Origin of the sequence: Enterobacter sp. Cy-643 (assembly GCF_011752815.1) — a bacterium.
Classification (GTDB): Bacteria; Pseudomonadota; Gammaproteobacteria; order Enterobacterales; family Enterobacteriaceae; genus Cedecea.
Map to the genome: position 1 here is coordinate 240,888 of NZ_VWWV01000001.1, position 23,833 is coordinate 264,720.

At 56.2% G+C, this 23,833-nt stretch carries 23 protein-coding genes; 15 read left to right on the forward strand and 8 right to left on the reverse strand.

Annotated features, from left to right (window positions below):
• The first annotated feature begins 20 nt into the window (after positions 1 to 20).
• Together F3J29_RS01120 and F3J29_RS01125 are read left to right on the forward strand one after the other, a co-directional pair.
• The gene (locus F3J29_RS01120; protein ID WP_166862353.1) at positions 21 to 737 is read left to right on the forward strand and encodes an SDR family oxidoreductase; all 717 of its coding nucleotides are present in this window, start codon (positions 21 to 23) and stop codon (positions 735 to 737) included.
• 85 nt (positions 738 to 822) lie between these two features.
• Positions 823 to 1,689 carry an NmrA family NAD(P)-binding protein gene (locus F3J29_RS01125; protein ID WP_166862355.1) on the forward strand — a complete coding sequence of 289 codons (867 nt, stop codon included), beginning with the start codon at positions 823 to 825 and terminating at the stop codon, positions 1,687 to 1,689.
• Between the two features lie 66 nt (positions 1,690 to 1,755).
• On the opposite strand, the gene bcp is transcribed toward F3J29_RS01125, so the two are convergent.
• The gene (gene bcp, locus F3J29_RS01130; protein ID WP_039295873.1) at positions 1,756 to 2,226 is read right to left on the reverse strand and encodes a thioredoxin-dependent thiol peroxidase; all 471 of its coding nucleotides are present in this window, start codon (positions 2,224 to 2,226) and stop codon (positions 1,756 to 1,758) included.
• A gap of 15 nt (positions 2,227 to 2,241) precedes the next feature.
• A complete protein-coding gene (locus tag F3J29_RS01135; protein WP_008460196.1) occupies positions 2,242 to 2,796 on the reverse strand; it encodes a glycine cleavage system transcriptional repressor in 555 nt (184 codons plus the stop codon).
• A 146-nt stretch (positions 2,797 to 2,942) separates the two neighbouring features.
• Between F3J29_RS01135 and dapA the strand changes: the two genes are divergently transcribed.
• The 6 genes from dapA to ypfH all read left to right on the forward strand — a co-directional run bounded on the left by dapA (position 2,943) and on the right by ypfH (position 9,967).
• Positions 2,943 to 3,821, forward strand: coding sequence for a 4-hydroxy-tetrahydrodipicolinate synthase (gene dapA, locus F3J29_RS01140; RefSeq protein WP_166862357.1), 879 nt, complete (start codon positions 2,943 to 2,945; stop codon positions 3,819 to 3,821).
• Positions 3,822 to 3,837: 16 nt separating this feature from the next.
• Positions 3,838 to 4,872 (forward strand): outer membrane protein assembly factor BamC, encoded by a 1,035-nt coding sequence (gene bamC, locus F3J29_RS01145; RefSeq protein WP_166862359.1) that lies wholly within the window; start codon positions 3,838 to 3,840, stop codon positions 4,870 to 4,872.
• Between the two features lie 218 nt (positions 4,873 to 5,090).
• Positions 5,091 to 5,804, forward strand: coding sequence for a phosphoribosylaminoimidazolesuccinocarboxamide synthase (gene purC, locus F3J29_RS01150; RefSeq protein WP_008460193.1), 714 nt, complete (start codon positions 5,091 to 5,093; stop codon positions 5,802 to 5,804).
• Between the two features lie 486 nt (positions 5,805 to 6,290).
• Positions 6,291 to 7,169: a KPN_02809 family neutral zinc metallopeptidase gene (gene ypfJ, locus F3J29_RS01155; protein WP_166862361.1), complete on the forward strand. Its 879-nt coding sequence runs from the start codon at positions 6,291 to 6,293 to the stop codon at positions 7,167 to 7,169.
• A 3-nt stretch (positions 7,170 to 7,172) separates the two neighbouring features.
• Complete coding sequence (locus tag F3J29_RS01160; protein ID WP_502706541.1) at positions 7,173 to 9,212, forward strand: tRNA(Met) cytidine acetyltransferase TmcA; 2,040 nt, start codon at positions 7,173 to 7,175, stop codon at positions 9,210 to 9,212.
• 59 nt (positions 9,213 to 9,271) lie between these two features.
• Entirely contained in the window at positions 9,272 to 9,967 is a 696-nt protein-coding gene (gene ypfH / locus F3J29_RS01165) for an esterase (protein ID WP_166862363.1), read from the forward strand.
• Positions 9,968 to 10,009: 42 nt separating this feature from the next.
• Here the strand turns inward: ypfH and F3J29_RS01170 are convergent, their stop codons facing one another.
• Genes F3J29_RS01170 through F3J29_RS01180 form a run of 3 tightly spaced genes read right to left on the reverse strand, consistent with a single transcriptional unit; the run spans position 10,010 to position 11,714 of the window.
• Positions 10,010 to 10,198, reverse strand: coding sequence for a YpfN family protein (locus F3J29_RS01170; protein ID WP_008460189.1), 189 nt, complete (start codon positions 10,196 to 10,198; stop codon positions 10,010 to 10,012).
• A 27-nt stretch (positions 10,199 to 10,225) separates the two neighbouring features.
• Positions 10,226 to 11,353 (reverse strand): succinyl-diaminopimelate desuccinylase, encoded by a 1,128-nt coding sequence (gene dapE, locus F3J29_RS01175; protein WP_166862365.1) that lies wholly within the window; start codon positions 11,351 to 11,353, stop codon positions 10,226 to 10,228.
• A 4-nt stretch (positions 11,354 to 11,357) separates the two neighbouring features.
• Complete coding sequence (locus tag F3J29_RS01180; protein ID WP_166864850.1) at positions 11,358 to 11,714, reverse strand: ArsC family reductase; 357 nt, start codon at positions 11,712 to 11,714, stop codon at positions 11,358 to 11,360.
• 202 nt (positions 11,715 to 11,916) lie between these two features.
• Between F3J29_RS01180 and ypfM the strand changes: the two genes are divergently transcribed.
• Positions 11,917 to 11,976 carry a protein YpfM gene (gene ypfM / locus F3J29_RS01185; RefSeq protein ID WP_139827443.1) on the forward strand — a complete coding sequence of 20 codons (60 nt, stop codon included), beginning with the start codon at positions 11,917 to 11,919 and terminating at the stop codon, positions 11,974 to 11,976.
• Positions 11,977 to 12,089: 113 nt separating this feature from the next.
• Here the strand turns inward: ypfM and acrD are convergent, their stop codons facing one another.
• The 3 genes from acrD to narQ all read right to left on the reverse strand — a co-directional run bounded on the left by acrD (position 12,090) and on the right by narQ (position 17,723).
• Positions 12,090 to 15,200, reverse strand: coding sequence for a multidrug efflux RND transporter permease AcrD (gene acrD / locus F3J29_RS01190; protein WP_166862367.1), 3,111 nt, complete (start codon positions 15,198 to 15,200; stop codon positions 12,090 to 12,092).
• 152 nt (positions 15,201 to 15,352) lie between these two features.
• Positions 15,353 to 15,994 carry a nitrate/nitrite response regulator protein NarP gene (gene narP / locus F3J29_RS01195; RefSeq protein ID WP_166862369.1) on the reverse strand — a complete coding sequence of 214 codons (642 nt, stop codon included), beginning with the start codon at positions 15,992 to 15,994 and terminating at the stop codon, positions 15,353 to 15,355.
• Positions 15,995 to 16,013: 19 nt separating this feature from the next.
• Positions 16,014 to 17,723 (reverse strand): nitrate/nitrite two-component system sensor histidine kinase NarQ, encoded by a 1,710-nt coding sequence (narQ, locus tag F3J29_RS01200; protein WP_166862371.1) that lies wholly within the window; start codon positions 17,721 to 17,723, stop codon positions 16,014 to 16,016.
• Positions 17,724 to 18,074: 351 nt separating this feature from the next.
• Here narQ and napF point away from each other — a divergent pair, with 351 nt between their 5' ends.
• From napF to nudK, 6 genes are all read left to right on the forward strand, one after another.
• Positions 18,075 to 18,566, forward strand: a complete 492-nt coding sequence (gene napF, locus F3J29_RS01205; protein WP_166862373.1) for a ferredoxin-type protein NapF — start codon at positions 18,075 to 18,077, stop codon at positions 18,564 to 18,566.
• Positions 18,556 to 18,819: a chaperone NapD gene (gene napD, locus F3J29_RS01210; protein WP_166862375.1), complete on the forward strand. Its 264-nt coding sequence runs from the start codon at positions 18,556 to 18,558 to the stop codon at positions 18,817 to 18,819. The genes napF and napD overlap by 11 nt, the downstream gene beginning before the upstream one ends.
• Positions 18,816 to 21,302 carry a nitrate reductase catalytic subunit NapA gene (napA, locus tag F3J29_RS01215; protein WP_166862378.1) on the forward strand — a complete coding sequence of 829 codons (2,487 nt, stop codon included), beginning with the start codon at positions 18,816 to 18,818 and terminating at the stop codon, positions 21,300 to 21,302. Before napD ends, napA begins: the two co-directional genes overlap by 4 nt.
• A gap of 85 nt (positions 21,303 to 21,387) precedes the next feature.
• Positions 21,388 to 21,837, forward strand: a complete 450-nt coding sequence (gene napB, locus F3J29_RS01220) for a nitrate reductase cytochrome c-type subunit (RefSeq protein WP_166862380.1) — start codon at positions 21,388 to 21,390, stop codon at positions 21,835 to 21,837.
• A gap of 3 nt (positions 21,838 to 21,840) precedes the next feature.
• On the forward strand, positions 21,841 to 22,443 hold the full coding sequence (napC, locus tag F3J29_RS01225) for a cytochrome c-type protein NapC (protein WP_166862382.1): 603 nt from the start codon (positions 21,841 to 21,843) through the stop codon (positions 22,441 to 22,443).
• A gap of 731 nt (positions 22,444 to 23,174) precedes the next feature.
• Entirely contained in the window at positions 23,175 to 23,750 is a 576-nt protein-coding gene (gene nudK, locus F3J29_RS01230) for a GDP-mannose pyrophosphatase NudK (RefSeq protein WP_166862384.1), read from the forward strand.
• Positions 23,751 to 23,833 lie beyond the last annotated feature (83 nt).

Genomic DNA, 23,833 nt, shown 5'->3' on the forward strand with positions numbered 1-23,833 from the left:
TCAACCCATAAGGTCAACATATGAACATTCAAGGCAAAACAGTTTTCGTGACCGGCGCAAACCGGGGTATTGGTGCTGATTTAGTTCGTGCGCTGCTCAAACACGGCGCTGGCAAAGTGTATGCTGGCGCCCGCGATCTTCAAACCTTGCCGGATTTTGGTGACAGCCGCGTTGCCGCCGTGCAGCTGGATGTCACCAGACCGGAAGCTGTTTCTGCCGCTGCGCTGCAGGTCGGTGAGCTTGATATTTTGGTTAATAATGCGGGGGTGATGAATGCCAACTCGCTCCTGACCGCCACCCCTGCCGATCTTGCCGCCGATATGGCGGTTAATTATTACGGCACGGTGAGCGTTATTCAGGCTTTTGTGCCCCTGCTTGAGAAAAAAGGCGGCGGCGTGATTGCCAATGTGCTGAGCGTACTGGCGCTGGCGCCGATGGCGCAGACTGCCGGGTATGCCGCTTCTAAAGCAGCCCTGCATTCAGTCACCCAGGCGGCGCGGGCTGAATTGAAGCCTAAAAATATCAATGTGGTGAGTATCTTCCCGGGTCCGATTGATACCGAAATGGCGGCCGGTTTGCATACGGAAAAAGCCTCTCCTGCCGCTGCGGCCGAAGAGATCGTGAACGGTCTGGCTGGTGAGCAGGAAGATATTTTTCCCGATCCCGTTTCGGCCCAGGTTGCCGGGTTCTGGGGAAGCAACCCGAAGGGGCTTGAACATCACTTTGCCACGCTGTAAGTCGGTCACGGTCAGCCGGGCAATGCTCTCTGCTGGGGCATTTTCATAGCCTGACCGCCCTTTTTCACTTCTCAGGAACAGAACAATGAAGACATTCTTGGTTACCGCCGCGGCCGGTGACACGGGCGCCCCTACGGTAAAATTCCTTCTGGATAGGGGGCACCGCGTGCGTGCCCTGGTCCGGCGCGATGATCAACGAGCCGATACATTACGTTCGTTCGGGGCAGATATTGTTGTGGCCGATATGCTGGAGCTGGGACAGATGCGCGAGGCTCTGGCCGGCGTCTCTGCGGCCTATTTTTGTTACCCGCTTGCTGAGGGCCTGGTAGAAGCGACGACGATTTTCGCCCAGGCGGCAAAAGAGGCAAAGCTTGAGCTGGTGGTAAATATGTCTCAAAAGCAATCGCGCCCGTATGCCACCAGCCCGCAAACGCTGAAACACTGGCTGGCCGAGCAGGTATTAAGCTGGTCTGGCGTGCCAACGGTGCACCTGCGGGTGACGCTGTTCGCCGAATGGTTGCTGTACACGGCTCATTTGATCCGCGAAGGGCGCTATGTTACGCCGTTTGAGGCAGAGAGCCGTTTTGCGCCCATTGCCGCCGTTGATATCGCCCGCGTGGTCACCGGGATCCTGGCTGGGCCACAGCCGCACGCTGGGCAGATTTATACCCTTCACGGGCCGGTAGAGTACAGCCATGCGGAGATAGCTCAACTGCTGGGGGCTGTGTTAGAGAAAGAAATCCGTTTTGAGTCTGTCTCCGTGGATGATTTCCTGAACCTGCTGGGTATGCCAGACCATCAGGTTATGCGCGCGCATTTCTCCGCGATTAAAAAGGATCAGCAAGAAGGATTACTGGCCGGACTTGATAGCACGGGCGTTGAGATTATCGGTCAGCCGTTAGTGACACTGCCGCAATTTATCGGGCAGCACTTTAAGCGTTTGGCTGGATAAGCTGACACCGCAGGAAGAAAAAAGCCGACTAAGATGTCGGCTTTTTTGTCTGTTCTTTATCTGTACTTAGGCGTTTTCGGTCAGCCAGTTCACAACGATATCGTGGTGGTTGCTGGTTTTGAAATCGTCAAACACCTTTTCCACTTTACCGTCGCCGTCCAGCAGGAAGCTGATGCGGTGAATGCCGTCATAGGTTTTGCCCATAAAAGATTTCTCGCCCCACACGCCAAACTGACTGCAAACCTGGTGGTCTTCATCAGAAAGCAGGGTGAAGTTAAGCAGCTCTTTCTCGGCAAAACGGGAAAGTTTCTCTGGCTTGTCGGTGCTGATACCCAGCACTTCCACGCCACGCTTTTTCAACTCATCCATGTTGTCGCGCAAACCACATGCCTGCACGGTGCAGCCTGGTGTCATCGCTTTTGGATAGAAATAAACCAGAACTCTCTGTCCCTGGAAGTCGGTTAAATTTACTTGTTCGCCGTCCTGATCGGGCAAGCTAAATTTCGGTGCAATATCACCGGCTTTCAGTGGGCTCATCACTACTCTCCGTCTTTAATCATCTTGCTGTGGGTTAACCACGTTAATAGTGCCTTCTGCTTTCAGTTCTGTACATAGGGCTTTAAACGCTTGCTCGATAATTGTCGCATCCTGAGAACCGGGGCTGTGGGCAGTTATCTGAATATACAGGCGCGGCCCCACGCCGTTTTCAGCAGGCTGCGTGCGGGAGACAAGCTCCGCAATGTTCATTTGATGGGTATCAAACAGGTGGGTAAATCGCTCAATCAGGTGCGGCGAGTCCGCCACTTCAACCTGCACCCAAACCGTGGCCGGCGTGGCCGGTCTTTCCTGCGCGGTTGTGCGTTTCATCACAATTAACAGATCGAGTTCGGCACCCTTAAGCGGCAGGGTAGATTCGATCAGGGTTATCGCGTTCCAGGTACCGGAAAGCAGCATGATAAAGGTGAACTCTTCACCCAGCATAGCCAGACGGCTGTCTTCGATATTACAGCCGCAGCTGCTTACGTGACGGGTGATGGTATTGACGATACCAGGACGGTCCGCTCCCAGAGCTGTGATAACCAAATAATGGTGTGATGAGGGTGTCAAACGTGTTCTTCCTGTCAATCGGTGAGATTCACATTAGGAAAGCATAAAAAAAGTAAGCTGCCAACCGCTTAGCGCCTTCTGGCGGCTTGCTTTTGCTATGGCACCAAACGTAACATTGGACAACATGTTTGCACAGAGGGTGGCTAATGTTTACGGGAAGTGTTGTCGCGATAATTACGCCGATGGATGAGAAAGGTAATGTCTGCCGGTCCAGCCTGAAAAAACTGATTGATTACCATGTCGCCAGCGGAACCTCGGCGATTGTCTCGGTAGGAACTACCGGCGAATCGGCTACCTTAAGCCACGACGAACACGTCGACGTAGTGAAGCTTACCGTGGAACTGGCGGACGGGCGAATCCCGATCATTGCCGGCACCGGGGCTAACGCCACCTCCGAAGCGATTTCCCTGACGCATCACCTACAGGACAGCGGCATTGTGGGCTGTCTGACGGTCACCCCGTATTACAACCGTCCTACTCAGGAAGGGCTGTTCCAGCACTTTAAAGCGATTGCTGAAAGCACTCATCTGCCGCAGATGCTGTATAACGTGCCGTCTCGTACCGGCTGTGACATGCTGCCAGAAACCGTTGGCCGTCTGGCGAAAATCAAAAATATTATCGGTATCAAAGAAGCTACCGGGAACTTAAGCCGCGTAAACCAGATCAAAGAGCTGGTTGAAGATGACTTCATCCTGGTGAGTGGTGATGACGCCAGCGCGCTGGACTTCATTCAGCTTGGTGGTCACGGCGTGATTTCCGTGACGGCAAACGTAGCCGCGCGTGAAATGGCAGAAATGTGTAAACTTGCCACCTCAGGGCAATTTGCACAGGCTCGCGAACTTAACCAGCGTCTGATGCCGCTGCACCATAAATTGTTTGTAGAACCTAACCCTATCCCGGTGAAATGGGCCGCGAGAGAGTTGGGTCTTGTAGCAACCGATACCTTACGCCTGCCGATGACGCCGCTGACCGACGCCAGTCGCCCGGTGATTATTAGCGCGCTTAAGCATGCCGGTCTGCTGTAAAGCTTAGGGAGATTTGATGGCTTACTCAGTACAGAAGTCGACGGTGGCAAAAGTTGCTGTTGTTTCGCTCGCCATGCTTTTAGCGGCGTGCAGTTCCGATCAGCGTTACAAGCGTCAGGTTAGCGGCGATGAGTCCTACCTGGATGCGACCCCACTTGCGGAAATCCATTCTCCGGCCGGCATGATCCTGCCGATTCAGAATGGCGACTACAACATTCCGGTCACCAACGGCAGCGGTGCTGTAGGCAAGCAGCTGGATATTCGCCCACCGGCGCAGGCGCTGGCATTGGTGAACGGGGCGCGTACCCAGTTTACCGGTGATACCGCCACGCTGCAGGTTGAAGCCAATAAGGCAAGCGGGCTGTGGCCTCAGGTGGTAAGCATTCTGCAAGGTGAAAACTACGCCATTGCTCAACGCAACGATGCCAGCCAAACCCTGACGACCGACTGGGTGCAGTGGAACCGCGCGGACGAAGACGTGCAGTACCGTGGCCGTTACCAGATTAGCGTGCAGCCGCAGGGCTACCAGCAGTCCGTTGTGGTTAAGCTGCTGAACCTGGAGCAGGGTGGCAAACCGGTCGCCGATGCTTCTTCCCTGCAGCGCTATAGCGCGCAGATGCTGAACATCATCAGTGCCGGTCTGGATAAGTCTGAAACCTCGCGCCAGAACGCACAGGACAATCGCAGTGCCAGCCAGCTTGACGTGCAAAGCGCGGCGGATGACACAGGCCTGCCAATGCTGGTCGTACGCGCACCATTCAACGTGGTGTGGAGTCGCCTGCCGGCTGCGCTTGGAAAAGCAGGCATGAAGGTGACCGATACAACCCGTTCTCAGGGCAGTATCGCGGTAACCTACAAAGCGCTGTCTGACAGCAGTTGGAGCGATCTGGGGGCGAAAGATCCTGGGCTCACTAACGGCGACTATAAGCTGCAGGTTGGCGACCTCGATAACCGCAGCAGCCTGCAGTTCATCGACCCGAAAGGGCACCCGCTGACGCAGTCTCAGAACGATGCTCTGGTCGCCGTATTCCAGGCAGCATTCAGCAAGTAACACAGAAGGGCCGGTTAATTCCGGCCCTTCTTATTTAGGCCTATGTAGATACCCTAAATAATTCGAGCTGCAGGAAGGCGGTAAGCCTGGAAATCTCCGGGAGCATAGCTAACTATGTGACCGGAGTTAGCAGGTGCAACCAACGCACATGCAGCTTGAAGTATGACGGGTAAAACCCTTCGATTGCGCAAGCGATCGTTATACCTGGAGTAAGAAAGATGCAAAAGCAAGCTGAGTTGTATCGCGGCAAAGCGAAGACCGTTTACAGTACGGAAAATCCGGACCTGTTGGTGCTCGAATTCCGTAACGATACGTCAGCAGGTGACGGGGCGCGCATCGAGCAGTTCGACCGTAAGGGCATGGTAAACAACAAGTTTAACCATTTCATTATGGCCAAGCTGGAAGAAGCGGGTATTCCGACCCAGATGGAAGCGCTGCTGTCTGATAACGAAGTGCTGGTGAAGAAGCTCGACATGGTGCCGGTAGAGTGCGTGATTCGTAACCGCGCCGCGGGTTCACTGGTGAAGCGCCTTGGTATTGAGGAAGGTATTGAGCTGAACCCACCGCTGTTCGATCTGTTCCTGAAAAACGACGCCATGCATGACCCGATGGTCAATGAATCTTACTGCGAAACCTTTGGCTGGGTGAGCAAAGAGAATCTGGCCCGCATGCGCGAGCTGAGCTACAAAGCGAACGACGTGCTGAGCAAGCTGTTTGATGACGCTGGCCTGATCCTCGTTGACTTCAAGCTAGAGTTTGGCCTGTTCAAAGGTGAAGTGGTGCTGGGTGACGAATTTTCCCCAGACGGCAGCCGCCTGTGGGATAAGCAAACCCTTGATAAAATGGATAAAGACCGTTTCCGCCAGAGCCTGGGTGGCCTGATTGAAGCGTATGAGGAAGTTGCTCACCGTCTCGGCGTTAAATTAGACTAACCACGCAATCGTTTACGTTGCGCATCAGGGTGCGTGTTTGCGCACCCTGAGACCGATGACAAACCGCATACGTATCAACTTTGCAATGCTTCGCCAAAAAATAAACAGGAAAATCAATTCATTGATTTTCGACTGTTCACCACAAAGAGGGAAAAACCACGCTTTTTCCCTCTTTGTCAGCAACCTGAGGGTGCGTGTTTGCGCACCCTGTTTTTTCGCTGTCTGTTCTTATGGTAATCCTGTCGGTAACCACCTACGATCTATACTCTAAATAATTCAAGTTGCAGCACAAAACGCTTGGTCGTTTTGAACAGTGCTTGCACTGGCCTCGAAGGGGTGAGGCCATAAGGCCGAATCACGCGGCAAGGCCGTGAGTCCTCAGGAGCATAGCTAACTATGTGTCTGAGGTGAACGGATGCAGCCAACGCAGCTGCGGCTTGAAGTATGACAAGTATTCCATTACAGGTTGTTAATGAGGACGAGCGTATGCGTTGGCAAGGACGTCGCGAAAGCGACAATGTAGAAGACAGGCGCAATGACGCCTCTGGCCCTGGTATGAGCATGGGCGGCGGCGGTTTTCGCATCCCACGCGGAAAAGGCGGCCTGGTGCTGCTCGTCGTGGTCATTGTGGCAAGCTATTACGGCGTCGATCTTACTTCCTTCCTGTCCGGCGAGCCGCCGGTTTCTCAGCAGTCTTCCCAGCAGCGCTCTATCAGCCCGAAAGACGATGAAGCCGCCAAATTTACCTCGGTCATTTTGGCGACAACTGAAGATACATGGGGTGAAATTTTCCAGAAGATGGGGCGTACCTACCAGCAGCCTAAGCTGGTGATGTATCGCGGGGCAACGCGCACCGGCTGCGGTACCGGCCAGTCCGTGATGGGGCCGTTCTATTGCCCGGCGGACAGCACCGTTTATATCGACCTCTCCTTCTACGATGATATGCGCAACAAACTTGGGGCGGGCGGTGACTTTGCTCAGGGCTACGTTATCGCTCACGAAGTGGGGCATCACGTGCAGAAACTGTTGGGCATTGAGCCAAAAGTGCGTCAGCTCCAGCAGAATGCTTCTCAGGCTGACGCTAACCGCCTGTCGGTGAAAATGGAACTTCAGGCCGACTGCTTCGCCGGGGTCTGGGGAAACAGCATGCAGAAACAGCAGGTGCTTGATTCGGGCGATCTGAAAGAAGCGCTCAATGCCGCCGAAGCTATCGGTGACGACCGTCTGCAGCAGCAAAGCCAAGGACGCGTAGTGCCGGATAGCTTCACCCACGGCACTTCCGAGCAGCGCTATACCTGGTTCAAGCGTGGTTTCGACAGCGGCGATCCGGCCCAGTGCAACACCTTCGGCAATACGCTCCGTTAATCGATGACCGCAGCAACTTTGATCGCACCGATGCAGCAGGCAACGGCGCAGATGCAGCTGACCGGTATCCGCCGGCTGATGGTGCTTGCCGGGGAGAACCAGTGGAGCAGCCAGCAGGTTGTTACGCTGACGACGTCTTTACCCGGAGACTGGCTTTGGGTTGGCTCTTCCCCTGAATTGCCTTTGCATTGCTCGCCTTCGGCAGTGCGCAGCATGCTTGGGCGTGAGTTTCAGCATGCCGTGTTTGATGCCAGGCGAGGGCTGGATGCCGCCGCCTTCGCTGCCCTTTCCGGGATGCTCAAAGCGGGCAGTTGGTTGCTGCTGTTGACGCCTGAGTGGTCGCGCTGGGCTTCGCTTCCGGATGAAGATGCCGGCCGCTGGAGCGATGCGCCACAGGCGATTCCGACTCCCCATTTTGTTTCCCATCTTCAGCGCTGCATACGGCAAGATTCAGAAGCCGTGCTGTGGCAGCAGCATGAATCATTCACCCTGAATCCTTTTACTCATCGCCCGGTCTGGCGGCCCGCCAGCGGTGCGCCAGAGCAAGAGCAGGCCGCTATCCTTGATAATTTGTCCGGGATGGCGCGCGGCGTGGCGGTAGTAACGGCGGCCAGAGGCCGGGGGAAATCTGCCCTGGCGGGCATGCTGGTCAATCGGAGCTCAGGCGCTTGCCTGGTGACGGCTCCGGCGAAGGCTGCCACCAACGTACTGGCAAGCTATGCAGGCGAACGCTTTCAGTTTACCGCCCCGGATGCGCTGGCCGCAGAGCGTGGATTGACGGCCTGTGACTGGCTGATTGTGGACGAGGCGGCCGCTATTCCGGCCCCGTTGCTACGCCAGATAATAGAGCGTTTCCCCCGCGTTTTGCTGACCACGACGGTACAAGGATATGAGGGAACCGGGCGCGGTTTTCTACTGAAGTTCTGCGCGGCGTTTCCGGCGCTCAAGCGCTTCACGCTCAACACGCCGATCCGCTGGGCGCAGAACGATCCGCTCGAGCAGACGATCGACAGGATCATGCTTTTCGATGAGCCAGATCTGGCGCGATTCCCGCAAGGCGATCCCGTTTTAGAGGCTGTTGAGCAGGCAGACTGGCCGCGTAAACCTGAGCAATTAAAGCAGATGTACCGGCTGCTTTCGGGGGCGCATTATCGTACCTCACCGCTCGACTGGCGACGGATGCTTGATGCCCCCGGCCAGCATTTTAGCGCGGCGAATATCAAAGAGCAGTGCGCAGGTGCCTTGTGGATGGTCGAAGAGGGCGGGCTCGATGAGAATCTAAGCCGCAGCGTGTGGGCCGGGTTTCGTCGCCCCAGAGGCAATCTGGTGGCGCAATCGCTGGCGGCTCACGGTGGCAGTCCATTGGCCGCTACGCTCCGTGGACTACGTATCAGTCGGATTGCGGTTCATCCTCTGCGCCAGCGCGAGCATATCGGTGCCAGCATGATTGAACATGCGCGGCAGGCGGTGAATCATCAATATGATTATCTCTCGGTCAGCTTCGGCTATACCGATGAACTATGGCGTTTCTGGCAGCGCTGCGGGTTTGTGCTGGTGCGAATCGGTAGCCACAAAGAAGCCAGCAGCGGCTGCTACAGCGCCATGGCGCTATTGCCGCTGACGCCCGCAGGCAGGTTGCTGACGGAAAATGAGCAGCAGAGGCTACTGCGAGACTGGTCGTGGCAGAAACCGTGGATCGAGCTGTCTTTGCCTTTGCCTTTGCCTGAGGGTTCCTGGTCAGCTTTGCTGCCTGAAGACTGGGAAGAGTTAGCCGGTTTTGCCTTTGCTCATCGCCCGCTGGAAGCTTGTCTGGGGGCATTAAATCGCCTTTTGCTGGCGTCAGTTTTACCGCTGCATACGCTTCGTGGGCGCTTGCAGCTGCGTGAAAGCAGCGAGGCACTTAGCCAGCGGCTGGGGATTTCCGGCAAAAAAGCATTGCTTGCGCTGATGCGTGAGGAAGCCCGAAGCGCGTTGGAAAATCTCAATTGGACTCGCACCGATGCGCTGCATGACAGCATTATGCAATTGCAAAAATTCCACTAAACGGCATGGTCATCCCCATGCAGCGGCGTATAGTTGTCTCCATTAACCAGGAGAAAGCCATGAAACATGACCATTTTGTTGTCCAAAGCCCCGTAGCGCCGGCCAGCCAGCTGATACTGCTGTTCCACGGCGTAGGCGACACGGCTCAAGCCATGGGCGAAATCGGGAGCTGGTTTGCGCCAGAGTTTCCTGATGCCCTGGTGGTCAGTATTAGCGGCTCAGGCCCAAGCGGCGCTGGCCGGGAGTGGTTCTCCGTGGCAGGCGTGACGGAAGAAAATCGTCAGCAACGCGTGGATGCCGCGATGCCTGGATTTATTGAGGCGGTGCGTGACTGGCAGCGACAAAGCGGCGTGCCGCCCACGGCGACGGCGCTGATTGGCTTCTCTCAGGGGGCTATTATGGCGCTGGAGGGCATTAAGGCTGAGCCGGGTCTTGCTGCTCGAGTCATAGCTTTTAGCGGGCGTTATGCAGAACTGCCGCAGCAGGCCTCTACCAGCACCACAATCCACCTGATTCACGGCGACAACGACAAAGTGATCCACGCGACACACGCGGTGGACGCCGCCGAGAAGTTACTTAGCCTCGGGGGAGACGTTACGCTGGATTTGATTGACGATTTGGGGCATGCGATAGATGACCGCAGCATGAAGGCGGCGCTGGATCACCTGCGCTACACCGTGCCGAAACACTATTTCGATGAGGCTTTGAGCGGCGGCGCGGCACCGAAAGATGATGATCTGATTGAGCTGCTGTAAATATCTGCCTCACTCCGGAATCGCCCGGAGTGAGGCAGACTGCTATTTCTTCTTAGGCCAGTCGTCCTCGTCATCCCACTTATCGTTAAAATCACGATGCGGCGGAAGCTCAGGCTTGTCTGCCATGTACTTCTTCGGATCGATTCGGTTCAGGTCTTTAATGACGTTAATAAAAATCCCCAGCAATAACACCAGGACGATAATCCACCAGTAATGCGATAGCCATTCCATGCTGATACCTCTTCAGTTGGCTGCCCGTCAGGCGACAAGCTGTTCCATAATGCGCTGATACATCCGGGCCAGCAGCTGCAGGTCGGCGGCGTTGACGCATTCATTGATTTTATGAATGGTGGCATTCACCGGCCCCAGTTCCACAACCTGAGCCCCCATGCGGGCGATAAAGCGCCCGTCAGATGTACCGCCCGTGGTTAACAGCTGCGGTTTAATTTCATTATAGTGCTCAACGGCGTTCACCACCGCATCGACCAGCTTTCCGCGCGAAGTCAGGAACGGTTGGCCGGAGAGCCACCATTCGACGGTATAACGCAGATCGTGTTTCTCCAGCAGGGTGACGACGCGCTGCTTGATGTCTTCATCGGTCAGCTCGGTGCTGAAGCGGAAGTTAAACTGAACAAACATATCGCCTGGAATAACGTTATTGCTGCCGGTGCCGGCCTTCACGTTGGCAATCTGCATGCTGGTGGCCGGGAAGAACTCGTTGCCCTTATCCCACTCAATGCCCGTCAGCTCTGCCAGCATTGGTGCGGCGCGATGTACCGGGTTATCGGCCAGATGCGGATAGGCAACGTGGCCCTGGACGCCGTGAATGGTCAGGTTACAGGTCAGGGAGCCGCGGCGGCCATTTTTCACTACGTCGCCAACGACTTCGGTACTGGACGGCTCGCCAACCAGGCAGTAGTCCAGACGTTCGCGGCGCGCCATCAGCGCTTCCACAACCTTCACGGTGCCGTTGGCTGCGCTGGCTTCTTCGTCGGAGGTGATCAGGAACGCCAGGCGACCCTTATGATTGGGGTGCTGGGCCACAAAACGTTCAGCCGCAACGACCATCGCCGCCAGCGAACCTTTCATGTCTGCGGCACCGCGGCCAAACAGCATCCCGTCGCGAATCGTGGGCTCAAACGGCGGGTTAATCCAACGATCGGCATCCCCTGACGGCACCACGTCGGTGTGCCCGGCAAACGCCAGCGTTTCGCCCTGCCCGCGCCATGCCCAGAAGTTCTGGGTGTCGCCAAAATCCATGTGTTCAACGGTAAAACCAATCGCGCGCAGGCGCTCAATCAGCAGCGCCTGGCAGCCGGCATCATCGGGGCTCAGGGAAGGACGACGAATAAGCTGTTGCGTCAGCTCAATAACCGGGCAGGACATAAGACTATACCTCGTTGATAAACTGCTGATAGTGAGTTTCGTTGAAACCCAGCAGCATAGGCTGACCGGGCGCGCAGAGCAATGGGCGTTTGATGATTGCCGGCATCTCCAGCATCAGCGCCGCCGCGCTTTGTGGGTCGTTAATGGAGGCCCGGTGGGCTTCATCCAGTTTGCGCCACGTTGTACCGCGAGTATTTAGCAGCGCTTCCCAACCGAGCTCAGCAATGAAGCTGTTCAGTCGTTCAGCGTCGAGTCCGTCAGCACGATAGTCGTGAAACTGGTAATCCACGCCCTGAGCTTCTAAAAAGCGGCGCGCCTTTTTGATGGTGTCGCAGTTTTTAATGCCGTACATGGTGATCATAGTGGCGGTCGGTTCCGTTTTAGTTTGCCAGAGGGCAACCATTCTGCCGCAGGTGAGGGCAATTATCGAGCCACGATTCAGCGCTAAATCGTTATTCTGCTAACAATATATTTGTGATATTGCTCAATAGTTGGCCGCTCAAAAAAGGTTCAACTGCAGAATATATCCGCGTATACTTGCGCCAACATCAAGAGAGGCGGTTATGATCGAGCACGAATTAGGGCAGTGGAAAGACTTCATCGAAGGTATGTTGCGCAAATAAGCGTTCCGGCATAAAAAGCAACGGCGCGATATTCTGGTACTGAATACTCTGCGAACATCAGCAAAAAGGCGACCTGAAAAGGTCGCCTTTTTTGTGGCTTATTGCCCGAGAGTTCAGTCGTGGTGCGCTTTGAGCGGGAAGCGTCTGCGTACCAGGACAAAGAACAGCGGCACAAAGAAGATGGCCAGCACGGTGGCGGATATCATCCCGCCCATCACGCCGGTGCCTACCGCATGCTGGCTGCCGGAGCCTGCCCCGGTACTGGTCGCCATCGGCAGAACCCCGAAAATAAACGCCAGGGACGTCATTAATATCGGGCGCAGGCGCTGGCGGCAGGCCTCAAGCGTGGCGACCACCAGATCCTGGCCTTTGGCGTTCAGGTCGTTGGCAAACTCGACGATTAAAATGGCGTTTTTCGCCGACAGGCCGATCACCGTTAGCAGCCCGACCTGGAAGTAAACGTCATTCTCAAGGCCTCGCATCCAGGTGGCGAGCAGGGCGCCAATCACCCCAAGCGGCACGACCAGCATGACAGAGAACGGCACGGACCAGCTCTCGTACAGCGCCGCAAGACACAGGAATACGACCAGCAACGAAATGGCATACAGGGCAGGGGCCTGTGCGCCGGAGAGGCGTTCCTGGTAGGACATGCCCGTCCACTCAAGACCAAAGCCGTTCGGCAGCTTGCTGACCAACTGCTCCATAATGTCCATGGCGGTACCGGTACTTAACCCTGGCGCCGCTTCGCCGACAATTTCCAGCGCGGAATAGCCGTTGTAGCGCTCCAGGCGAGGCGAGCCGGTTTCCCATCGGGAAGTGGCAAAGGCGGAGAAGGGCACCATGCCGCCGGTTTTATTGCGCACATACCAGCTGTTGATATCGTCCGGCAGCATGCGGTATTTGGCCGCGGCCTGGACATACACTTTTTTCACGCGCCCGCGATCCATAAAGTCATTCACATAGCTTGAGCCCCAGGCCGTTTGCAGCGTGTTGTTGATGTCGTCGATGGAGACGCCCAGCGCCTGAGCCTTACGCTGGTCAATATCTATTTGCAGCTGTGGGCTGTCGTCCAGGCCATTGTGGCGTACTCGCGTGAGCTGCGGGTTATTGCCGGCCATTTCCAACAGCTGGTCACGCGCCTGCATGAGCGCATCATGCCCCGCGCCGGCGTGATCCTGCAGCTCCATATCAAAGCCCGCGGCGTTGCCTAAACCATTAATCGCAGGTGGGCTGCTGGCAATGACGCGCGCTTCTTTAATCTTATTGAAGGCCCTGGTGGCCCGTTCAATGATGGCAAACGAACTGCCGTCAGCGCTGCGCTCGTCCCAGTCCTTCAGGCGAATAAACATTCGCGCGACGTTTTGTCCGTTCCCGCCAGGGCCTGCGCCAATGGTGGAGAACACCGACACGACGTTGTCTTTCTCTTTGGTGAGGTAATACTGTTCAACCTGCTGCACTACTTTGGTTGTCTGCTGCTGCGTTGCGCCGCTCGGAAGCTGTACTGACGTGGTGAACACGCCGCGGTCTTCCTGGGGCAGGAATGACGTCGGCAGTTTAAGGAACAGGAACACCATGCCGCCAAGGAGCAGGGCATAAATCAGCATCCAGCGCAGGCTGCGGGCGAGGATTCTGGCCACGCCATTTTCGTAGCGGTCGGCGCTGCGGTTAAAGGTGCGGTTAAACCAGCCGAAGAAGCCTTTCTGGCCGTGATGTTCGCCTTTATGCAGAGGCTTAAGAATGGTTGCGCACAGCGCTGGGGTGAGGATGATTGCGACCAGCACTGACAGCACCATGGCCGCTACGATAGTGACCGAGAACTGGCGATAAATCGCCCCGGTTGTGCCGCCAAAGAACGCCATCGGCACAAACACGGCGGAGAGCACCATAGCGATACCGACCAGCGCCCCCTGGATTTGGCCCATTGATTTTCGGGTCGCCTCCCGAGGGGAAAGACCTTCCTCGCTCATGATTCGCTCAACGTTTTCTACCACCACGATGGCGTCATCCACCAGCAGGCCGATAGCCAGCACGGTGGCGAACATCGTCAGCGTGTTAATGCTGTAGCCGAAGACATACAGCACGGCAAAGGTACCCAGCAGCACCACCGGCACGGCAATGGTTGGGATAAGCGTGGCGCGGAAGTTTTGCAGGAACAGATACATGACCAGGAACACCAGCAGAATCGCTTCCAGCAGGGTTTTCACCACGTCTGTGATTGAGGCTTTAACGAACGGGGAAGTTTCGTAGGCGATTTTGGCTTCCAGGCCGTGCGGGAAAAACTGCGAAAGCTCTTCGATTTTGGCGCGGGCCAGCTTGTCGGTTTCCATTTCGTTAGCGCCGGAAGCGAGCTTAATCCCCAGCCCTGAAGCCGCTTGCCCGTTGTAGGTACTCAGGAAGTCATACTTCTCCGCGCCCATCTCAACGTCTGCCACATCCCCCAGAGTGACCAGAGAGCCATCCTGATTCACCCTCAGCGTGATGTCTTTGAACTGCTGCGGCGTTTGCAGGAGCGACTGGGCGTTGATGGTGGCGTTCAGCGCCTGTTTGTCCAGCGCCGGGGTACCGCCAAGCTGGCCCACGGCAATTTGCGCATTCTGGGATTTAATGGCGGTGACCACATCCTGGGTGGTCATCTGGTAGTTGATGAGCTTATTCGGGTCGAGCCAGATACGCATGGAATACTGCGAGCCGTAAGCATCGACGCTGCCGACGCCGTTCACGCGGCTCATCGGGTCCTGCACGTTACTGGCCACGTAGTCAGCGATGTCCTGCTTATCCATGCTGCCGTCGGTGGAAACAAAGGCGACCATCAGAATGTTGGTATCACCGGTTTTGTTCACCGTGACGCCCTGAGTCTGCACGTCCTGCGGCAGCTTTCTTACCGCAGACTGCAGCTGGTTTTGCACCTGCTGCACCGCGGAGTCCGGGTCTGTCCCTGCCTTAAAACTCAGGGTAATGGTGGCCTGACCGGCGCTGCTGCTTTGGGACGACATATACATCATGTTGTCCAGGCCGGTCATGCTTTGCTCTATCACCTGCGTGACGGTGTTTTCCAGGGTTTGGGCCGAGGCGCCCGGATAGTTCGCGGTGATCCTTACGTTGGGTGGCGCAAGATCGGGATATTGTTCGACGGGCAGTGAAAAAATAGCCAGTGCCCCGGTCAGGCAAAGCAAGATTGCCAGCACCCAGGCAAAAATGGGGCGAGAAATGAAAAAATTCGCCATGCGGTCAGGACCCCTTAAAAGCTTCTAATTGTTATCAATAACCGCATCACTGTAGCTTTAACCGCTTAGTCAAACGTGGAGAAATCTAGGAGATAGTGTAAATATGCTTTGGAATTGGCAGGATTTGTAACCATGCCATTTATTGGGTCGTTTTAACCCCGACTTTCCAAAAATAGCACCGTGGCCGCGACGCGGGACCTCACCTGCAGCTTGCGAAGCAGGTTACGGATATGCACTTTTACCGTCTCTTCTGAAATATGCAGCCCGCTGGCAATTTGCTTATTTGACAGCCCACGGGCCACCTCTGACAGCACGTCCAGCTCGCGCTCAGTGAGAATAGCAAACGGATCGCTGCTCTGCCGCTCACTCCCACGGTTGGTCAGATACTCGCGTACCTGCTCGCTAAATGCTTTTTCACCCGTCAGGCAGCGGTGAATGTCCTGTAATAAAACCTCCGGGTCGCTGTCTTTCAGCAGGTAACCATCGGCCCCGGCATCAATCAGCGTAAAGATATCGCTGCGGGCGTCGGACACGGTCAGGATAACCACGCGGGCGCTGATCCCGTCCCGGCGCAGGGCGTTGAGCGTATCGAGGCCGCTCAGGCCCTTCATGTTCAGGTCGAGCAGAATCAAATCCGGCGACAGGCGATTCGCTAAACTGATGGCCTCCGCACCGCCGCTGGCTTCACCCACGACCGTAAACGTGCTGTCCAGCTCAAGTAGCTGGCGCACTCCGCGCCGCATAAGCGGGTGATCGTCCACGATTAAAACCTGGTATACCGTTTTCTCAGACATTGCTAACTCCTGAATAAAGCTAATTATTGTTATGGCTCCCGGCGTCAGCCGGAGGCGCAGAGGTAAAGTGGACTTCTACTCGCGTTCCGCCCTCTGGCGGACGGGATATTGTCAGCTGGCCGCCAAGCCGGCCTGCGCGTTCGTGCATGATATTCAGCCCGTAGTGACCTTCCGGCTCTTCAAGGCTGGCAATCCCGTGTCCGTTGTCAAATACCGAAGCGAAATGCTCGCCGCCGCTTTCTGAGCGGCAAACCACCTCAATATGGCTCGCATTGGCGTGTTTAATCGCATTCAGTACCGCCTCCCGGATGATTTGCAGCAGGTGGATTTGCTGCGAAGCGTCCAGAACCTGAGTCGGCATGCTGCATTTCAGGCTAATTTCTGCCTGGGTTTGCTCGCGCAGCGGTTCAAGCAGCTCCTGCAGCGCGGCGGGTAAATCTGCCTGCTGCAGCGTCAGGCGGAAGGTGGTGAGCAGCTCGCGCAGCTGGCGATAGGCGTCGTTTAAGGCCTGGGAAAAATCCCCAACAATTCGCTGTGCGGGATGGTTTTCTTCAGGCACCGCGCGCTTGAGCAGCGTCAGCTGGATACGAAGATAAGAGAGCACCTGGGCCAGAGAGTCATGCAGCTCGCGGGCAATCGTAGCCCGTTCCTCCATCAACAGCAGTTGCTGGTAGTGTTTTTGTGCCTGATTAAAGTACACGCCTCGCCCCAGCATGGTGGCCACGCTTTTCATCAGCTGTGGGGAAGGGGTTTTCCCCTGTGACTGCCAGCGCAGCGTGCCAAAAGCGCTGTCCTGCTGAACCAGCGGCAGGGTATGCCATTTTTCGTCCGCCACCGGAGAGCCCTCCGTCAGCCGCCAGTTTTCACCCACCTGCATTTCCAGGGCGCTGACCGCCTCATGCTGGTGGATGATCTGCAGGATTTGCACGAAGCAGTCGCGATTGATGGTGCTGACGTTCAGCGCCTGGGAGCAGCTGTACAGCACTTCGAGCATGCGGTTGGCTTCCTGCAGGCGCAGGGTCTTTTGCTCCACCTGCTGCTCTAAGGAACGATAAAGTTTTTGTAGCTCATCCGCCATGCGGATAAAAGCCTGTGCCAGGGCGCCCAGCTCATTGGGCAGAGAGCGGTCAAGGTTCGGGAGGGTAAATTCGCCGCGCTCAATAGCTTTACTCGCTTCCACCATGGTATTGAGCGGCATGACCACCTGCTGGCGGATGCGGCGCAACGTGAAGAATACCAGGGTAAAAATAGCGATAAAACCGACCACCGAAGCCGCGACGACCTGCATCATTTTTCGCTCAGCATAATGCTGGAGCGCCAGCACAAACAGGTCGATTTGTTCCACGTAGGCGGCAATGTTATAGCGGTACCAGTCGATGTCTTCGTTCTGAATATGCTGCTGCATTTGCTGCCAGGCATGCTGCAGGGCGTTATAGCGGGTTTTCACCTCATCAGGCACCCAAAACCGGTTAAGCTGCTGCAATGTGGGGGAGCTCAGCGACTGCTGATACTGCTGCAAGTGTGCCGCAATAGCCTGTGAGTCACTCTGAAGATCGTAGCCCAGACGGTAGCTCTGCATACGCAACGATCCTGCAATATTCACCGCTTCTGCATCTTTCAGGCTGCTGGCGAGCGTCAGCATCGCAATGCCGGTTGAAAGCAGCGACAGCAAAACAATCGAAAAGAAAGCGCGGGCAAGGCTTGTGGAGACCGAGCGTTTGACTGTCACGGGGGAATAACCCTTTAAAGTATGCGGTGGAGCGAAACCTACCAGAATCTGCCTGAGACGCAAACGCCTGGCGGTGACTTTTTCGCCCCTGTGCGAAAAATGCTGTCGTATTTAACGCAAGCTTTGCCACAGTATAACGTCTGCCTTACATCTGCGGATTCATCCCCGTCACGCCGAAACTGTCCACCTCTTTGATCCGACAACGGCATTTACCCCTTTATGGGGATGCTTTTGTAACCCCTTGTCACATACCTTAAGTACCTTAAAAACCGCAAAGAATGCGCGGATAAAAAGAAAAACGTTTCTACCCGGTGACGACCTGGCCGGGCATTTTGAGCAAGGATCTGCCCAATGGCTAAACTGACCCGTCGCGGCCTGCTGACCGGGGGCTGGCACAGTTCTACTCCCGCTATTCGCCCTCCGTGGAGCGGCGATGAAAACCATTTTCTTCTGGACTGTACGCGCTGCGATAGCTGCATTACCGCCTGTCAGAGCCGGGTGCTTCGACGTGGCCACGGCGGCTACCCCGAAATCGACTTTAGCCGGGGCGAGTGCACCTTCTGCTACGCGTGCGCGGACGTCTGCCCTCAGCGGCTTTTTGCTCCGCAATCCGCTCAGCCCTGGACACTGACTTTACAGCTCGGCGAAACCTGTCTGGCCTGGCATCAGGTGGAATGCCGCAGCTGTGAAGATGCCTGTGAACCGCAGGCCATCCGGTTCATCCCCACTCTGCATGACGTTTCCCGTCCACAGATTTCTTCGTCTGCCTGTCACGGCTGCGGCGCTTGCGTTGCCGGTTGCCCGACGTCAGCCATCACCCTGAGGCCACAAAATGCACACTGACTGGCACGTATGCGGCCTGGTGGTTCAGGCCAAACCTGAACATGTTGCTGCCGTACGCAGCGCGATCAACGCGTTACCGGGCAGCGAGGTTGCGGTTGACGATATCGACAGCGGCAAGCTTGCGGTGGTTATCGAAGCCGCCGAAAGCAACGCGCTGCTGGAACAAATTGAGCGGGCACGCAATATCTCCGGCGTGCTGGCGGTGTCGCTGGTTTATCACCAGCAGAATGAACAAGGTGAGGAAGCACCATGAAACTCAGTCGTCGTAGCTTTATGAAAGCGAATGCCGTTGCCGCAGCTGCCGCGGCGGCGGGCCTAAGCGCTCCGGGCGTGGCTCGTGCGGTGGTAGGCAAACCTGATGCCATCAAATGGGACAAAGCGCCATGCCGCTTCTGCGGTACCGGCTGCGGCGTGCTGGTGGGGACCCAAAATGGCCGCGTCGTCGCAAGCCAGGGTGACCCAGAAGCGCCGGTCAATCGAGGGCTAAACTGCATTAAGGGTTACTTCCTGCCGAAAATCATGTACGGAAAAGATCGTCTGACTCAGCCGCTGTTGCGCATGAAGGACGGGCAGTACCACAAAGAGGGAGCGTTCCAGCCGATAAGTTGGGACAAAGCCTTCGACGTGATGGAAGAGAAATTCAAAGCCACGCTGAAAGAGAAAGGCCCGGATGGTATCGGCATGTTTGGCTCCGGCCAGTGGACGGTGTGGGAAGGTTACGCCGCCGCGAAGCTGTTTAAGGCGGGTTTCCGTTCTAACAACATCGATCCGAATGCGCGCCACTGCATGGCGTCTGCCGTCGTGGGCTTTATGCGCACCTTCGGCATGGATGAGCCGATGGGCTGCTATGACGATATCGAGCAGGCGGATGCCTTTGTGCTTTGGGGCTCCAACATGGCGGAAATGCATCCGGTGCTCTGGTCACGCATCGCTAACCGCCGGCTGTCCGATGAAAACGTCAAAGTAGCCGTGCTTTCGACCTTTCAGCACCGCAGCTTTGAGCTGGCTGACAACGGCATGGTGTTCACACCGCAAAGCGATCTGGCGATCCTGAACTATATCGCCAACTACATCATTCAGAACAATGCGGTGAATGAGTCGTTCTTTAAGCAGCACGTCAACCTGCGCCGTGGCGTGACCGATATTGGCTATGGGCTGCGCCCGACTCACCCGCTGGAAAAGGCCGCGAAGAATCCAGGGTCTGACGCCTCCGAACCCATGAGCTTCGACGAATACAAAACGTTCGTCGCCGAGTACACGCTGGAAAAAACCGCTGCAATGAGCGGAGTGCCGAAAGACCAGCTTGAAGCGCTCGCGAAGCTCTACGCTGACCCGAATAAGAAAGTGATCTCCTACTGGACGATGGGCTTTAACCAGCACGTACGCGGCGTCTGGGCGAATAACCTGGTTTACAACCTGCATCTGCTGACCGGGAAAATCTCTCAGCCAGGCTGCGGGCCATTCTCGCTGACCGGGCAGCCGTCCGCCTGCGGCACCGCGCGTGAAGTGGGCACATTTGCACACCGCTTACCGGCAGACATGGTCGTCACCAACGAAAAGCACCGGGAGATCGTCGAAAAAACGTGGCAGCTGCCCGCCGGCACTATTCCAGCCAAAGTGGGTTTACACGCAGTGGCGCAGGACAGGGCGCTGAAAGACGGCAAGCTCAACGTGTACTGGGTGATGTGCAACAACAACATGCAGGCCGGGCCGAATATCACCGAAGAGCGTATGCCGGGCTGGCGCGATCCGCGCAACTTCATCATCGTCTCCGATCCTTATCCGACCATCAGCGCGCTAACGGCGGACCTGATCCTGCCGACGGCAATGTGGGTGGAAAAAGAGGGCGCCTACGGCAACGCCGAGCGCCGCACGCAGTTCTGGCGTCAGCAGGTGAGCGCGCCGGGAGAGGCGAAGTCCGATCTCTGGCAGCTGGTGACCTTCGCTAAACGCTTTAAGGTCGAGGATGTCTGGCCTGCTGAGCTTCTCGAGAAAAAACCAGAATACCGGGGCAAAACCCTGTTCGACGTGCTGTTCGCCAGCGATGAAGTGCGTCAATACCCGCTGACCGAACTGGCCGCAGAGCAGCTAAACGACGAATCCCGCGAGCTGGGCTTTTACCTGCAAAAAGGCCTGTTTGAGGAATACGCCAGTTTTGGCCGCGGGCACGGGCACGATCTGGCTCCGTTTGACGAGTACCACAAAGCCCGGGGGTTACGCTGGCCGGTGGTCGACGGGAAAGAAACCCAGTGGCGCTACAGCGAAGGCCACGATCCGTACGTTAAGGCCGGGGAAGGCTTCAAGTTCTACGGTAAACCGGACGGGAAAGCGGTGATCTTCGCGCTGCCGTTCGAGCCGGCGGCAGAAGCCCCGGACCAGGAGTACGACCTGTGGCTATCTACCGGGCGTGTGCTCGAGCACTGGCATACCGGCAGCATGACGCGCCGCGTGCCGGAGCTGCATCGTGCCTTCCCTGAGGCCGTCACGTTCGTGCATCCGCTGGATGCGCAGGCACGCGGTCTGCGCCGTGGCGACAAAGTGAAGGTGATCTCTCGCCGTGGCGAAGTGGTTTCCATCGTTGAAACCCGTGGCCGCAACAAGCCGCCTCGGGGCCTGGTCTACATGCCGTTCTTCGACGCCGCGCAGTTGGTGAATAACCTGACGCTCGACGCTACCGACCCGCTCTCCAAAGAGGCGGATTTCAAGAAGTGCGCCGTAAAACTGGCGAAAGTGTAACGCGCTTGTCCTTCGGTCGCGGTATAGCTAAGTGTCCGGAGGATCTATTCAGAATAACAATTCGATGGAGCCTGGGAGCTAAATCATGAATAACCAAGGCCTGATGAAGGCGTTGTTTCAATGGGGAGCGGCATTCACTCTGGTTGTCAGCGGTACGCTTTGGGCGGCAAATGGCGTGGATCTCAATCAATCGCCTGAAGTGTCCGGTACCCCTGAAGGGGCCGTGGTAATGCCAAAGCAGCAGCAACGTATGGCGCTGAACTACGTTAATCAGCCACCGATGATCCCGCACAGCGTAGACGGCTACCAGGTCACGACGACCAGCAACCGCTGCCTGCAGTGCCACGGCGTTGAAAGTTACCGCACCACGGGGGCTCCGCGCGTCAGCCCAACGCACTTCATGGATAGCGACGGCAAGGTGCTGTCGAACGTGGCGCCTCGCCGCTATTTCTGCCTGCAATGCCACGTGCCCCAGGCAGATGTTGCCCCGATGGTTGAGAATACCTTCGAGCCATCCAAAGGGTTTGGGAAATAAGTTATGGATAAATCTAATCGTCAACCCGGCATCATTAAACGCGTGTGGCTGTGGTGGCGCAGGCCTAGCCGGCTAGCGCTTGGCACGTTGCTGCTGATTGGCTTTGCTGCCGGGATAATTTTTTGGGGCGGTTTCAACACCGGGATGGAAATGTCCAACCGCGAAGAGTTCTGCATCGGCTGCCATGAAATGCGCAATAATGTGTATGAGGAGTACATGGGGACGGTGCATTACAACAACCGCAGTGGCGTGCGTGCGACTTGCCCGGATTGCCATGTGCCGCACGAATGGGTGCCGAAAATGATCCGTAAAATTCAGGCCAGCAAGGAGCTGTATGCCAAGGCCTTTGGGCTGATAGACACGCCGCAGAAGTTCGACGATCACCGCCTGGCGATGGCGCAAAACGAGTGGCGGCGGATGAAAAACAATAACTCCCAGGAGTGTCGAAACTGCCATAACTTCGACTATATGGACTTCACCGCGCAGAAAACCGTGGCGGCCAAAATGCACGATGAGGCTATCAAAGACGGAAAAACCTGTATTGATTGCCATAAAGGCATAGCGCATAAGCTGCCGGATATGCGGGAGGTTGAGGCGGGGTTTTGATCAATGTTCTGGATTTCTTACTTCTGTAAGCCAGGCATATTTCCGTTCACCCGTAGATCGATTTTCCCTGCACGTTCAGAGCACGGTGAACGTGTCAGGGAGATAACGCCATCTCCCTGACAACCCTGGCGCCCGGCGAGCTCATCGCCGCTGAAGCGGTAAACCCACCGGCTATCACCCAAACATTCGGGGTCGTTCGCGATGCGTTCCCGACGATCGCTCTCTTTCGCTGTTCCCGACAGCTCAACCCCGCCTGAGTTGGGTCATCACCGGGGGCGATGAGAGCCGGGGACAAATCTCCCCTCACCCCAGCCCTCTCCCCAAAGGGGAGAGGGAGAAAACAAAAACCACGGGAAACATTGTGTATTCCCTCTCCCTTCCAGGGAGAGGGTGAGGGTAAAAGAAGCCGAGACACTGTGGCTGAGAGCGTCGGGAACGCATCTCAGCCGACCCAGGACTGGGAGATAAAACGGAGGTCTGCCGCTCACGCGGTCGATTTATTTGGCCGGGAGTCCGGGGTCTCGGGGGAGTGACGGTGACTCCCCTAAGACGTTCACCGGTGCCGGGTTACCTATAAAACAGGGCTGGAAGTGAACGGAACCACTATCTGGTTAACATAAATAAAATCCTTCCCCAAAAACACACACCCAAAAAACACCCCTAACCCCACGCGACAACGCCCACAGAAGCGCATATGATTGTCGGCTCCCTTATCGCTTTGTGGAGACCGTATGTCGTTACGTATCGAAGTCATCAAAGATAAAATCCTGTCTGATAACTACTTCATCCTGCGCAATATTACCTATGACCTGTCCCGTAACGGGGCCGAAAGCGTGCGCCATAAACGCGAGGTGTATGACCGGGGAAACGGCGCGACCATTTTGCTTTATAACCGCGATAAGAAAACCGTGGTGCTAACGCGCCAGTTCCGCGTCGCAACCTGGGTTAACGGGAATGAAGATGGCATGCTGATTGAGGCTTGCGCCGGGCTGCTGGATGCCGATGAGCCGGAAGTCTGCGCCCGCAAAGAGGCGATGGAAGAAACGGGATTTCAGGTAGGAGAGGTCGAGAAAGTTTTTGAACTGTATATGTCTCCCGGCGGCGTGACCGAAATCATCTATTTCTATCTGGCCGAGTACAGGGATGCACAGCGAGAAGGGGCCGGCGGCGGCGTGGAAGATGAGGATATCGACGTGCTGGAAATCCCGTTTAACCAGGCAATGGCGATGGTGAAGAACGGTGAAATTCGTGACGGTAAGACAGTGATACTGCTTCAACAGCTGCAGTTACGCAATGTTATGGCTTAAAACTCTGTAAAATCAGGTTATTGATATTTTTAATATTGCGTTAAAGCTATCCGACAAATCCGATTGAGCAGGCTGGCGCGTGA